11 protein-coding genes are annotated in these 13,143 nt (G+C 61.1%); 8 read left to right on the top strand and 3 right to left on the bottom strand.

All coding sequences use genetic code 11. The annotated features are described in order from the left end of the window. Positions 1-8: 8 nt before the first annotated feature. From AC30D9_RS10035 to AC30D9_RS10000, 8 genes are all read left to right on the top strand, one after another. Positions 9-803, top strand: a complete 795-nt coding sequence (locus AC30D9_RS10035; RefSeq protein ID WP_307576260.1) for a carbon-nitrogen hydrolase family protein — start codon at positions 9-11, stop codon at positions 801-803. Between the two features lie 62 nt (positions 804-865). Then, on the top strand, positions 866-3,307 hold the full coding sequence (pqqF, locus tag AC30D9_RS10030; RefSeq protein ID WP_490143971.1) for a pyrroloquinoline quinone biosynthesis protein PqqF: 2,442 nt from the start codon (positions 866-868) through the stop codon (positions 3,305-3,307). Between the two features lie 170 nt (positions 3,308-3,477). After that, complete coding sequence (gene pqqA / locus AC30D9_RS10025; protein ID WP_003177660.1) at positions 3,478-3,552, top strand: pyrroloquinoline quinone precursor peptide PqqA; 75 nt, start codon at positions 3,478-3,480, stop codon at positions 3,550-3,552. An 80-nt stretch (positions 3,553-3,632) separates the two neighbouring features. Then, positions 3,633-4,544 carry a pyrroloquinoline quinone biosynthesis protein PqqB gene (gene pqqB / locus AC30D9_RS10020; protein WP_134926092.1) on the top strand — a complete coding sequence of 304 codons (912 nt, stop codon included), beginning with the start codon at positions 3,633-3,635 and terminating at the stop codon, positions 4,542-4,544. 213 nt (positions 4,545-4,757) lie between these two features. Continuing rightward, positions 4,758-5,510: a pyrroloquinoline-quinone synthase PqqC gene (gene pqqC, locus AC30D9_RS10015; protein ID WP_134926093.1), complete on the top strand. Its 753-nt coding sequence runs from the start codon at positions 4,758-4,760 to the stop codon at positions 5,508-5,510. Next, a complete protein-coding gene (pqqD, locus tag AC30D9_RS10010; protein WP_109754993.1) occupies positions 5,507-5,782 on the top strand; it encodes a pyrroloquinoline quinone biosynthesis peptide chaperone PqqD in 276 nt (91 codons plus the stop codon). Before pqqC ends, pqqD begins: the two co-directional genes overlap by 4 nt. Then, positions 5,754-6,923 (top strand): pyrroloquinoline quinone biosynthesis protein PqqE, encoded by a 1,170-nt coding sequence (gene pqqE / locus AC30D9_RS10005; RefSeq protein ID WP_134926094.1) that lies wholly within the window; start codon positions 5,754-5,756, stop codon positions 6,921-6,923. The genes pqqD and pqqE overlap by 29 nt, the downstream gene beginning before the upstream one ends. Further along, positions 6,889-8,718: a S9 family peptidase gene (locus tag AC30D9_RS10000; RefSeq protein ID WP_490143970.1), complete on the top strand. Its 1,830-nt coding sequence runs from the start codon at positions 6,889-6,891 to the stop codon at positions 8,716-8,718. The genes pqqE and AC30D9_RS10000 overlap by 35 nt, the downstream gene beginning before the upstream one ends. Positions 8,719-8,826: 108 nt before the next feature. Here the strand turns inward: AC30D9_RS10000 and AC30D9_RS09995 are convergent, their stop codons facing one another. The 3 genes from AC30D9_RS09995 to AC30D9_RS09985 form a co-directional block, all read right to left on the bottom strand. After that, positions 8,827-8,985 (bottom strand): YqaE/Pmp3 family membrane protein, encoded by a 159-nt coding sequence (locus AC30D9_RS09995; protein ID WP_038436734.1) that lies wholly within the window; start codon positions 8,983-8,985, stop codon positions 8,827-8,829. Positions 8,986-9,330: 345 nt separating this feature from the next. Then, positions 9,331-11,109, bottom strand: a complete 1,779-nt coding sequence (locus AC30D9_RS09990) for an acyl-CoA dehydrogenase C-terminal domain-containing protein (RefSeq protein WP_490143969.1) — start codon at positions 11,107-11,109, stop codon at positions 9,331-9,333. A 202-nt stretch (positions 11,110-11,311) separates the two neighbouring features. Then, a complete protein-coding gene (locus AC30D9_RS09985; RefSeq protein ID WP_490143968.1) occupies positions 11,312-13,108 on the bottom strand; it encodes an acyl-CoA dehydrogenase C-terminal domain-containing protein in 1,797 nt (598 codons plus the stop codon). Between the last annotated feature and the right edge of the window lie 35 nt (positions 13,109-13,143).

The raw sequence follows: 13,143 nt of genomic DNA, 5'->3' as shown, positions 1-13,143 counted from the left end.
AGTTGTCGATGCGTGTAGCCCTCTATCAATGCCCACCGCTGCCACTGGATCCGGCCGGCAACCTGCAACGCCTGCATCAGGTGGCGCTGGAAGCCAGGGGCGCCGATGTACTGGTGCTGCCGGAGATGTTCATGACTGGCTACAACATCGGCGTCGACGCGGTGAATGTATTGGCCGAGGTCTATAACGGCGAGTGGGCGCAACAGATCGCCCGCATTGCCAAGGCCGCCAGCCTGGCGATCGTCTATGGCTACCCTGAACGCGGCGAAGACGGGCAGATCTACAACGCGGTGCAACTGATCGACGCCCAGGGCGAGCGTCTGGCCAACTACCGCAAGAGCCACCTGTTCGGTGACCTCGATCACGCGATGTTCAGTGCTGGCGACGCCGCATTGCCCATCGTCGAGCTCAATGGCTGGAAACTCGGTTTCCTGATCTGCTACGACCTGGAGTTCCCGGAAAACGCCCGGCGCCTCGCCCTGGCCGGTGCCGAGCTGATCCTGGTGCCCACCGCCAATATGCAACCCTACGAGTTCATCGCCGACGTCACCGTGCGTGCCCGGGCCATCGAGAACCAGTGCTTCGTGGCGTACGCCAACTACTGCGGCCACGAAGGTGAATTGCAGTATTGCGGCCAAAGCAGCATCGCCGCACCGAATGGCAGCCGCCCGGCGCTTGCCGGGCTGGATGAGGCCTTGATCGTCGCTGAACTGGACCGCCAACTGATGGAAGACTCCCGGGCAGCCTACAGCTACCTGCACGATCGCCGCCCCGAGCTTTACGACGAGTTGCACAAACACTGATAGAGGATTGAGAAAGAGCCCTGATCCGCTAGCATGAGCGCATCTTTGTCCTGGAAGCGCTCATGCCGGCCCCCGACTCCCTCCGCCCCCACACTGAAACCCTGGCCAATGGCTTGCGGGTGACGCTGCGTCATGACCCCGCCCTCAAGCGCAGCGCTGCGGTACTGCGAGTCGCGGCTGGCAGCCATGATGCGCCCCTGGCCTGGCCAGGATTAGCGCATTTGCTCGAGCATCTGTTCTTCCTCGGCACCGAGCGGTTTCCCGCCGGGGAGAACCTGATGGCCTACGTGCAGCGCCAGGGCGGCCAGCTCAATGCGCGCACCAGCGAACGCACCACGGATTTTTTCTTCGAATTGCCACCCGCCGCCTTCGCCGACGGACTGGAACGACTGGTGGACATGCTCGCCCAGCCGCGCCTGGACGAAGCCGATCAGTTGCGAGAGCGGGAAGTACTGCACGCAGAGTTCATCGCCTGGTCCCAGGATACGGCAGCCCAGCGACAGCTTGCCTTGCATGACGGTTTGTCGGCGACCCATCCGTTGCGAGGTTTTCATGCTGGCAATCGCGACAGCCTCGCAGTGGCGCAAGCCGAATTTCAAACGGCGTTGCATGATTTCTACCGCAGCTTTTACCGGAGCGGCCAGATGACCCTGAGCCTGGCCGGCCCGCAAAGCATCGACGCCTTGAAAACCCTGGCCGAACAGTTCGACAGCCACATACCTGCCGGCGAAGCGCTTGCCAGGCCAGCACCGCCAAAGCTTATGGCGGCGTCCCAGACGAGTTATCAACAGGCCCGCGAAGGTTGTCTCGACCTGCTGTTCGCTTTCGAAGATTTGCCCGTCGCCTCGCCTCAAGCCTTGGATTTTCTCTGTACGTCACTGAACTCCAGCAAACCGGGAGGCCTGCTCGACACGTTGCGTCAGCGCGGCCTGGCTGACAGTCTCAAGGCCAACGCGTTGTATGAATTTGCCGGGCAAGCGTTGCTGCACATTGAAATCAAGCACGACAACGCTCAGGCAGCGGCGCAAATCCAGCCATTGCTGCACGACTGGCTGGGGTTCTTTGCCGCCCAGGACGACTGGGCGCCGTTGCGCCAGGAGTTCACTGCACTGCTACAGCGTCGCCAGGAAACAGGATCAGCCCTGCAGTTGGCCCGCAGGGACTGTGAAGGGCGTGACGGGCCGCTGCTGGCAAACGACCTCGCAAGACTCAGGGAAATCCTCAAGCAACTGCACCCGGCCAATAACATCGCGCAGCAATGGCAACTGCCCGCGCCCAACCCGTTCCTGCACACCCCAAGCGAAGCACCTCGCGCCGGGCTGATACGCGGCCAGACCAGCGCCCATCGCGGCTTGCGAACTTTTGCCCAGGACCGCTCCCGAGGCCGACGGGAACGCTCGCCCATGCAGTTCAGCGAGGCGCTGCCGGATAATGGTCGTGAAGGCGCGGTGTACCTGCGCTGGCAACTGACGACCCAGGCACCGCTCGACTTTCAAGCCAGGCTCGACCGACACCTGCAGGATATGCGTGAGGATGCTGGCCAGGCCGGTGTGGACGTCAGTTTCGAGTCCTGCGCCAATCAATGGCTACTGAAGCTGGTCGGCTTGCAGACTCCGATACCGTTGGTGCTTGAACACGTTCTGACCAAGCTCGCGCAACCGCTGCCAATGGCTTTGGCCGCTCATGAGCCCCCGCCGATACCGATTCGACACCTGTTGAAGGCCTTGCCGAATCACCGCCGGCACAACTGGCAGTCGTCAGCGCTACCATCGCCCGACAGCGACCAAAGTGTGTGGACGACGGCCCGATGGGACGGGCTGTCCATTGGTCTGTCGGCGGCCATTCAAGGGGCGTTGGGCCCTGCCTTGGCCCGTGTGCCGGGCATCGCGGGCGTGGAAATCAGCCGCGCGACGGCACCTCGCGGGCAACGCATCTGGAATACGCTCAAGACTCACGGGGAAGAACCGGCCGTGCTGCTGTTTTGCCCGACGCCCACCCCGGCGCTGGCCGACGAAGCCGCCTGGCGGTGGCTGGCACAGCTATGTCAGACGCTGTTCTACCAGCGCCTGCGAGTGGAGTTGCAGTTGGGCTATGCGGTGTTCAGTGGGTTGAAGCAGATCGACGGGCAAACCGGGATGTTGTTCGGCGTCCAATCGCCCAACCTCTCGGCGACGCAACTGAGTGCCCACATCGAGCAATTCCTGGCCGGGTTACCGGCGCTGGTCCAGCAGCTCGATGATTCATCCCTGACCCGCCAGCGACAAGCGCTCGCCGCCCAACTCCAGAGGACCGGCCTGCCCTTCGCCCAGGCCGCCGAACTGCTCTGGCAAGGTAAGCTGGCTGGCCGCCCGTCGGATTATTTCGAGCAGTTGTCCGATGCCATCGTGGACCTGGATCGCGCCCAGCTAAAGGCAGCCGCCCAGTATCTGATCGATGCAGAAGGAGGATGGTGCTGCCTGAGCAACGGAGCCTGCCCGGGGGAAGGTTGGCAAGCGGCACAGTGATCATTGCAGCCGCTGTAATGAGCTTTCTTCGAGAATCTCGGCGAACGAATATGTCAGATTTAGTAACATAGGCGCCTAAGCATCTGAACATCTCCGAACGGAGGTGGACTATATGTATAGGTCTCACCTGTTCCATCTAACGAAAGCAGCCCAACCAAAGGAGTATTTCCATGTCCTGGTCCAAACCCGCATATATCGACCTGCGTATCGGTTTCGAAGTCACCATGTACTTCGCTAGCCGTTGATTGCTGCAGGCGGTTAAGCACGCAGCACTACGCCTCGGTCAGCCGAGGCGTTTTTATTTCGGTTTGCAGATGGAGCAGCCATGTTCGTCCAGATTCTAGGTTCCGCCGCCGGTGGCGGTTTCCCCCAGTGGAACTGCAACTGCGCCAATTGCGCAGGTTTTCGCAACGGCAGCCTGCGGGCCGAGGCGCGCACCCAATCGTCCATCGCCCTTTCCGATGACGGCGTGAACTGGGTGCTGTGCAACGCCTCTCCGGACATTCGCGCCCAGCTCCAGGGCTTCGCCCCGATGCAGCCTGGCCGGGCGCTGCGGGACACCGGCATTGGCGCCATCATCCTGATGGACAGCCAGATCGACCACACCACCGGCCTGCTCAGCCTGCGTGAAGGTTGCCCGCATCAAGTCTGGTGCACCGACATGGTCCATGAAGACCTGAGCACCGGCTTCCCGCTGTTCAACATGCTGACCCACTGGAACGGTGGGTTGAGCTGGAACCGCATCGAGCTCGACCAGAGCTTCACCATCCCAGCCTGTCCAAACCTGCGTTTCACGCCGCTGCCATTGCGCAGCGCCGCCCCACCCTATTCACCGCACCGCTTCGATCCGCACCCGGGCGACAACATCGGCCTGATCGTCGAAGACCTGCGCACCGGCGGCAAGCTGTTCTACGCACCGGGCCTGGGCAAGGTCGACGGACCGTTGCTGGAAATCATGGCCGACAGCGATTGCCTGTTGGTGGACGGCACGATGTGGGACGACGATGAAATGCAGCGCCGTGGCGTCGGCACGCGCACCGGTCGGGAAATGGGCCACCTGGCACAAAACGGTCCCGGCGGGATGATCGAAGTGCTGGAGCAGTTGCCCTTGCCGCGCAAGATCCTTATTCATATCAACAACACCAACCCGATCCTGGACGAAGACTCGCCCGAGCGGGCTGAACTGGTACGCCGAAAGATTGAAGTGGCTTACGACGGAATGAGTATTGAGTTGTAGGGAGGGCGGGACGATTGTGAGAGCGGGGTTGTGGAGTGTCAGCCAACATTGATGCGGACTGACCGGACGCCTTCGCGAGCAAGCCCGCTCCCACAGGGGCCAAGTAACACTTGATATTTCATACACCGCAAAACCAGTGTGGGAGCGGGCTTGCTCGCGAAGAGGCCAGACCAGGCACCACAACCGCCAGCGGTTATTCCCCCGGAGACCGAAATGACTGACACCCCCCTGTCCCCCACCGAGTTCGAAGCGGCCCTGCGTGCCAAGGGTGCGTATTACCACATCCATCACCCGTATCACGTGGCGATGTATGAAGGCCGTGCCACTCGCGAGCAGATCCAGGGTTGGGTCGCGAACCGGTTTTACTATCAGGTGAATATCCCGCTCAAGGACGCCGCGATCCTGGCCAACTGCCCGGATCGGGAGATCCGCCGCGAGTGGATCCAGCGCCTGCTCGACCATGACGGCGCGCCCGGCGAGGACGGTGGCATCGAAGCTTGGCTGCGGCTGGGCCAGGCGGTAGGCCTGGACCCCGATCAACTGCGTTCCCAGGAACTGGTGCTCCCGGGTGTGCGTTTCGCGGTGGATGCTTATGTCAACTTTGCCCGCCGGGCCTGCTGGCAGGAAGCCGCCAGCAGCTCGCTGACCGAACTGTTCGCCCCACAGATCCACCAGTCGCGCCTCGACACTTGGCCGCAGCACTACCCGTGGATCGACCCGACCGGCTACCAATACTTTCGCACTCGTCTGAGCCAGGCCCGGCGTGATGTGGAGCACGGCCTGGCGATCACCTTGCAGCACTACACCACCCGTGCAGGGCAGGAGCGCATGCTGGAGATTCTCCAGTTCAAACTGGACATCCTTTGGAGCATGCTCGACGCCATGAGCATGGCCTACGAATTGAACCGCCCGCCCTACCACAGCGTGACCGCGCAACGGGTGTGGCACAAAGGGATCACCTTATGAGTTTCGACCGCAGCAAAACCCCGCGCTGGCGCCCCGGCTATCGCTTCCAGTACGAACCGGCACAGAAGGGCCACGTGCTGCTCTATCCTGAAGGCATGATCAAGCTGAACGACAGCGCGTCGCTGATCGGCGGTCTGATCGACGGCGAACGGGATGTCGCGGCCATCATCGACGAGTTGGCCAAGCAGTTCCCGGACGTGCCAGAACTCGGTGACGACATCGAGCAATTCATGGAGGTCGCCCGTGCACAGCATTGGATCGAACTTGCCTGAAACCGCCGGGCTGCCACCCAAGCCTGAAGTCGGCTTGCCACTGTGGTTGCTGGCGGAGCTGACCTATCGGTGCCCGTTGCAATGCCCGTACTGCTCCAATCCGTTGGATTTTGCCGAACAGGGCAAGGAGCTGAGCACCGAGCAGTGGTTCAAGGTCTTTCGCGAGGCCCGGGAGATGGGCGCCGCGCAACTGGGTTTTTCCGGTGGCGAGCCGTTGGTGCGCCAGGACCTGGCCGAGCTGATCGGCGAAGCGCGTAAGTTGGGCTTCTATACCAACCTGATCACCTCTGGTATTGGCTTGACCGAGCAGAAAATCAGCGATTTCAAGAAGGCCGGCCTGGACCATATCCAGATCAGCTTCCAGGCCAGCGACGAGCAGGTGAACAACCTCTTGGCCGGTTCGAAGAAAGCCTTCGCGCAAAAACTGGAAATGGCCCGAGCAGTGAAGGCTCACGGCTATCCGATGGTGCTGAACTTCGTGACCCATCGGCACAACATCGACAAGATCGACCGCATCATCGAGTTGTGCATCGCCCTTGAGGCGGATTTCGTCGAACTTGCCACCTGCCAGTTCTACGGCTGGGCGCAACTCAACCGCGTGGGTCTGCTGCCGACCAAGGAACAACTGGTCCGCGCCGAGCGTGTCACCAACGAATACCGCGCCAAACTGGAAGCCGAAGGGCACCCGTGCAAGCTGATTTTCGTGACCCCGGACTATTACGAAGAACGCCCGAAAGCCTGCATGAACGGCTGGGGCAGCATATTCCTGACCGTAACGCCGGATGGCACTGCCCTGCCCTGCCATGGTGCCCGACAAATGCCCGTGCAGTTTCCAAATGTGCGCGACCACAGCATGCAGCACATCTGGTACGACTCGTTCGGCTTCAACCGCTTCCGCGGCTATGACTGGATGCCCGAGCCCTGCCGCTCCTGCGATGAAAAAGAAAAGGACTTCGGCGGCTGTCGCTGCCAGGCGTTCATGCTCACGGGCGACGCCAGCAACGCCGACCCGGTGTGCAGCAAGTCGGAACACCACGGTATGATTCTGCAGGCTCGCGAAGACGCCGAGCACGCCACGCAAACCATTGAGCAACTGGCCTTTCGCAATGAACGAAACTCGCGCCTCATCGCCAAAGGCTGATCCTTTCAGCGCCGCCCAGGCCGTCGCCGCCGGCACCGACTTCGCCGAACTGCAGGTCGGGCCGTTGGGCGTGTTCTGGAATGAGTACCGCCCTGCGGACGGCGCCTGCCGAATCTGGCATTGGCAAGACGCCAAGGCACGCCGCCTGACGCCGGACGGGTTCAGTGCGCGCAGCCGAGTCTATGAATACGGCGGTGGATCGTTCTGCCTGAGCCATGACGGCGTACTTTTCGTCAATGAGGCCGACCAGCAGCTGTACTACCAAGCCCTGAGTGACGAGCAGCCTGTGGCGCTGACCTCAGGTGAGTGCCGTTATGGGGATCTTGGTTTCGCTGATGGCCAGGTATTGGCGGTGGAAGAACAGGCCAACCAGCATCGCCTGGTGTCGATCGGGTTGGCAGATCATCAACGACACTTGCTGGCCGAAGGCGCGGATTTCTATGCATCGCCGACCGTGAGCCCGGACGGACAACGGCTCGCCTGGATTGAATGGAGCCGCCCCCACCAACCCTGGACAGCAACGCGGTTGATGCTGGCCGAGCGCACTGCCCAGGGTTGGGGTAAGCCGCGCTGTGTAGCGGGCAACGATGTCGAGGAGTCCATCCAGCAGCCACGTTTCGACGCGGCCAGTCGCCTTTACTGCCTGACTGATCGCGGCGGTTATTGGCAACCCTGGGTGGAATCGCCCCAAGGCCTGCAAGCACTTCCCGCCGCTCAAGCCGATCACGCCCCGGCGCCATGGCAACTGGGTGGCTGCACCTGGCTGCCGCTGGACGAACACACCTACCTGGCGAGTTGGACCGATGCGGGTTTCGGGCGTCTTGGCCTGTGCCACAACGACGAGGCCGATGAAGACTTCACCGGCGCCTACACCCGCTTTCGCAGCCTGGCGCTGGATGAACGGTTCATCTACGCTGTTGCCGCCTCGCCGACCAGCCCATCGGCGGTCATTGCCATTGAGCGCCATCACCACGCAGTGGCAGTGCTGGCCGGCGGCATCGCGCCGTTGCCCGTCGAACGGATCAGCCATCCTCGGACCCTGCGCTATCCATCCGCGTCGGGTGACGCCCACGGGTTCTTTTACCCGGCCATGAATGCACCCGCGAAGCCGCCATTGGTCGTGTTCATCCACGGCGGCCCCACTTCGGCCTGTTATCCGTTGTTCGATCCGCGTATCCAGTATTGGACCCAACGTGGCTTTGCCGTCGCCGACCTCAACTACCGTGGCAGCAGCGGTTATGGCCGAGCGTATCGACAGGCATTGCATTTGAATTGGGGCGTGGTCGATGTCGAGGACGCTTGCGCGGTGGTCGCGTATCTCGACGAACAGGGCCTGATCGACGGTCGTCGCGCATTCATTCGGGGTGGCAGTGCCGGTGGCTATACGACCCTTTGCGCCTTGGCGTTCCACGATGTATTCCGCGCCGGCGCAAGCCTCTATGGTGTGAGCGACCCTGTCGCCCTTGGCCGTGCCACGCACAAGTTCGAAGGGGATTACCTGGATTGGCTGATCGGCGACCCACAACAGGACGCCGAGCGCTACCGCGCGCGTACGCCACTGCTGTATGCCGATCGAATCCGTGTACCGGTGATCTTTTTCCAGGGAGAGCTGGACGCCGTAGTCGTGCCGCAGCAGACCCGCGATATGGTCAGTGCTTTACAGGCGAACGGCGTTGCGGTCGAGGCGCACTACTATCCCGATGAACGTCACGGGTTTCGCAAGGCTGCGAACCAGGCGCATGCGCTGGAGCATGAATGGTTGTTCTATCGCAAGGTAATGGATAGCCCCACATAGGGGAAATGCAAAACCAATGTGGGAGCGAGCCTGCTCGCGATAGCAATGGTTCAGTCAACATCTCCGAGACTGATAAACCGATATCGCGAGCAGGCTCGCTCCCACGGTTCAGCGCTTGGCGATGATGTACACCGCATGCACGATGCCGGGGATGTAACCCAATAGTGTCAGCAGGATATTCAGCCAGAAGGCCCCGCCAAAACCGACTTGCAGGAAGACCCCGAGTGGCGGCAGCAGGATGGCGATAATGATTCGAATGATATCCATGGATGACTCCTGATTGGCGATGGCTACGTTGCCACATAGCTCATTGACCCACGACCGCTCGTCAGGGTTCAGTGGAAAACAACCAGGATGGGTGGCCGAACGGCCAAATCTGATAACGACAAAAAACGCAGGCAAAAGAAAACCCCGCCGAAGCGGGGCTTTGCAGACTGTTTCCCTGACATCCCTTTCACTCCGCCTTCCTGGCAGAATCCTACGTGTCCGTGTTGTTGCTCTGCGCATCCTGCGCGACGTCCATGTGAAGTAGATTAGCCCTGGATCCAATCTACTGATAGAGGGAAAATGCCAGCACATTGTGTAAGCGTTTGCTTACACAATGTCAGCTTTTTAGAACTGCTCGGGCTCCAACAGGAACAGCGACTCGCTGCCCGCTTTCACCGAAGCACCCAAGGAATGAATGCGCGGCAGCAAGCGGGCAAAGTAGAACCGGGCTGTGCCCAGCTTGCTTGCGTAGAAATCATCCTGCTTTTCTTTGCCCAAGGCTGCCCTGGCCATCAACGCCCACATGTAGGCGTAAGCGGTGTAGCCAAACGCCTGGAGATACTCCACCGAAGCCGCACCGATCTCGTTCGGGTTGTTCTTAGCCCGATCCAGCAGCCATTCAGTCAGTTCATCCAACGTACCGACCGCATCGTTCAGCGGCTTGGTGAACTCGGCCATGTCGCTGCTTGCGGTGGCGGTGAAGTGGCGGATTTCATCGGCGAACAGTTTGTAGAACGCCCCGCCGCTGCCGACGATCTTGCGCCCTACCAGGTCCAGGGCCTGGATACCGTTGGTGCCTTCGTAGATCTGGGTGATACGCACATCGCGCACCAGCTGTTCCTGCCCCCATTCACGGATATAGCCGTGGCCGCCGAAAACCTGTTGGCCATGGACCGTGGTTTCCAGGCCCAGGTCGGTCAGGAAAGCCTTTGCCACCGGCGTCAGCAACGCCACCAAGTCCTCGGCACGCTTACGGGTGGCCGGGTCCTCACTGAACTTGGCGGTATCCAATTGCATCGCCACGTAGGTGGAGAATGCCCGGCCACCTTCGTTCGAGGCTTTCATGGTCAGCAACATCCGGCGTACGTCCGGGTGGACGATGATCGGGTCGGCAACCTTGTCCTTGTTTTGCGCGCCGGTTGGCGAACGGCTTTGCAGGCGGTCACGGGCGTATTCGATGGCGTTCTGGTAGGAGCGCTCACCAGAGGCCAGTCCTTGGATACCGACGCCCAGGCGTTCGTAGTTCATCATGGTGAACATTGCCGCCAGGCCTTTATTCGGCTCACCGACCAGGTAACCCACGGCTTCGTCGAAGTTCATCACGCAAGTGGCGGATGCCTGGATACCCATCTTGTGTTCGATCGAGCCGCAGTTGGCCGGGTTGCGCGCGCCCAGGCTGCCATCGGCGTTGACCAGGAACTTGGGCACCAGGAACAAGGAAATGCCTTTCGGACCTGCCGGGGCGTCCGGCAGTTTCGCCAACACCAGGTGGATGATGTTCTCGGTGAGGTCATGCTCGCCACCGGTGATGAAAATCTTCGTGCCGCTGACCTTGTAGGAACCGTCGGCCTGGGGTTCGGCCTTGGTGCGGATGATTCCCAGATCCGTGCCGGCGTGCGGCTCGGTCAGGCACATGGAACCGGCCCAGACGCCGGCGTACATGTTCGGCAGGTACGCCGCTTTCAGCTCTTCGCTGGCATGGGCATTGATCGATAGGCAAGCGCCAGCGGTCAGCATCGGATACAAGCCGAAGGACAGGCTGGCGGAGTTGACCATTTCCTCGACCTGGGCCGAAACGGCCTTGGGCATGCCCATGCCGCCGTACGTCGGATCACCGCCGACACCGACCCAGCCGCCTTCGGCGTAAGTCTTGTAGGCCTGTGGGAAACCTGCCGGCGTGGTGACAGCGTCATCGGCCCAGTGGCAACCTTCTTCGTCAGCCGCGCGGCTGAGGGGAGCGATGCTTTTGCTGGTGACTTTGCCGGCTTCTTCAAGGATCGCTTCGACCGTCTCGGCATCTACGGTGTCGGCCAACGCCGGCAATTGGGCCCAGAGTTTCGCGACCTCGAACACTTCATTGAGGACGAAGCGCATATCGCGCAGGGGCGCTTTGTAGTCAGCCATGGCAAACCTCGCAGGATCTAAACAGTTGATTCGTATAAAAACGGTTTTGCAGTGGCTGGAGTGTACCCCAACAACTTTTAAGACACATAGGGTCAACCCATGACCATTTTGTTATTTTTAGTCACTGCACAGGCTTGGGAATTTTCCGTGGCGAGGAAGCTTGCTTTCGTTGGAATAGAGCAGCCCTCTCGCCGCGGTTCAGTCAGAGAGCGAACAACTCCGCTGGCAGCTTCATCAAGCAGTCACTTCCGGCCTCGATGGCGGCCCGATGGGCGGTCGTGCGCGGCAGCAGGCGCTTGAAGTAAAACTCGCAGGTGGCCAGTTTGCTCCGGCAGAAATCCCCATCGCCGTTGCCACCGTCAAGTTGCGCCTGGGCCACCAAGGCCATGCGCAACCATAGGTAGGCCAGGATGATGTAACCGCTGTACATCAGATAATCCACGGAGGCGGCACCCACTTCGTCCGGGTTCTTCATGGCGGCCATGCCGACCCGGGTGGTCAGCTCACCCCACTGCTGGTTGAGGCCGTCGAGTTGCGCGACGTAATCCTTGAGCTGCGGATGTCTGGCATTCGCAGCGCAGAATTTGTGGACGATTTTAGTGAAGCCACGCAACAACTTGCCCTGGCTGCCCAGCACCTTGCGCCCCAATAGGTCCAAGGCCTGGATGCCGTTGGTGCCTTCATAGATCGGCGCGATGCGGCAGTCGCGCACCAACTGCTCCATACCCCACTCGCGAATGAAGCCGTGGCCGCCAAATATCTGCATGCCGTGGTTGGTCACCTCCAGCCCGGTATCGGTCATGAAGGCTTTGCAGATCGGGGTGAGAAACGCCAGCAGGTCCTCGGCGTCCTGGCGGGCTGCTTCGTCTTGGCTCAGGTGTGCGATGTCCAACAGTTGCGCGGTGAAATACGTCAGCGCCCGGTTGCCTTCGTTGAAGGCCTTCATGGTCAGTAACATCCTGCGCACATCGGGATGGACGATGATCGGGTCAGCGACTTTTTCCGGTGCCTTGGGACCGGTCAGCGCGCGCATCTGCAAGCGTTCGTTGGCGTATTTGATCGCGCCCTGGAAGCTCGCCTCTCCCAGGCACAGGCCCTGCATGCCAGTGCCGAGCCGGGCGTGGTTCATCATGGTGAACATACAGTTGAGGCCTTTGTTCGGCTCGCCGATCAGGAACCCCTTGGCTCCATCGAAGTTCAGCACGCAGGTGGCCGACGCCTTGATGCCCATCTTGTGTTCGATCGAGCCACAGGAAACGCCATTGCGCGCCCCTGCCTCACCCGTGGCATCGGGCAGGAACTTGGGCACGATGAACAACGAGATGCCTTTGGTTCCGGCGGGGGCGTCCGGCAACTTGGCCAGCACCAGATGAATGATGTTATCGCTCATGTCGTGTTCGCCGGCGGAAATGAAAATCTTGCTGCCGGAGATCGCGTAGCTGCCGTCGACCTGGGGCGCGGCACGGGTCTTGATGATGCCCAGGTCGGTGCCGCAGTGGGCTTCGGTCAGGCACATGGTGCCGGTCCACTGGCCGGCGGTGAGTTTGCTCAGGTAGGTCTGTTTCTGTTCTTCAGTGCCATGGGCATGAATGGCCGACATCGCACCGTGAGTCAGGCCCGGGTACATGCCCCAGGAAGTGTTGCTGGAGCCGATCATCTCGCTGATGACCAGGCCCAGAGAGCTGGGCAGGCCCTGGCCACCATATGCCGGATCCGCCGCCAGCCCATGCCAGCCGCCCTCCACGTACTGTGCGAAAGCCTGCTTGAAGCCTGTAGGCGTCGTGACTACGCCGTTGTCGAAATGGCAACCTTCTTCGTCACCGGAGCGATTGAGCGGCGCCAGCACGTTCTCACAGAATTTGGCGCCCTCCTCAAGGATCGCACTGACCATGTCCGGGCTGGCGTCGCTAGCCCCCAACTCGGCATAACGGCCATGGAAATCGAAGACGTGATCGATCAGAAAGCGCAGGTCGCGCAGGGGGGCTTTGTACTCGGGCATGGTGGTTTTCTCCGGTAGCAGATCGCTTCAACCTA

Source organism: Pseudomonas sp. DF11 (assembly GCF_058148565.1).
This window is presented reverse-complemented; position numbering and strand designations above follow the sequence as displayed.

Bases quoted from the DNA above. Each gene is read 5' to 3' on its own strand.
- AC30D9_RS10000 (WP_490143970.1), top strand. From the start codon at position 6,889: ATGAACGAAACTCGCGCCTCATCGCCAAAGGCTGATCCTTTCAGCGCC.
- AC30D9_RS10035 (WP_307576260.1), top strand. From the start codon at position 9: ATGCGTGTAGCCCTCTATCAATGCCCACCGCTGCCACTGGATCCGGCC.
- pqqB (WP_134926092.1), top strand. From the start codon at position 3,633: ATGTTCGTCCAGATTCTAGGTTCCGCCGCCGGTGGCGGTTTCCCCCAG.
- pqqF (WP_490143971.1), top strand. From the start codon at position 866: ATGCCGGCCCCCGACTCCCTCCGCCCCCACACTGAAACCCTGGCCAAT.
- pqqC (WP_134926093.1), top strand. From the start codon at position 4,758: ATGACTGACACCCCCCTGTCCCCCACCGAGTTCGAAGCGGCCCTGCGT.
- AC30D9_RS09990 (WP_490143969.1), bottom strand. From the start codon at position 11,109: ATGGCTGACTACAAAGCGCCCCTGCGCGATATGCGCTTCGTCCTCAAT.
- pqqD (WP_109754993.1), top strand. From the start codon at position 5,507: ATGAGTTTCGACCGCAGCAAAACCCCGCGCTGGCGCCCCGGCTATCGC.
- AC30D9_RS09985 (WP_490143968.1), bottom strand. From the start codon at position 13,108: ATGCCCGAGTACAAAGCCCCCCTGCGCGACCTGCGCTTTCTGATCGAT.
- AC30D9_RS09995 (WP_038436734.1), bottom strand. From the start codon at position 8,985: ATGGATATCATTCGAATCATTATCGCCATCCTGCTGCCGCCACTCGGG.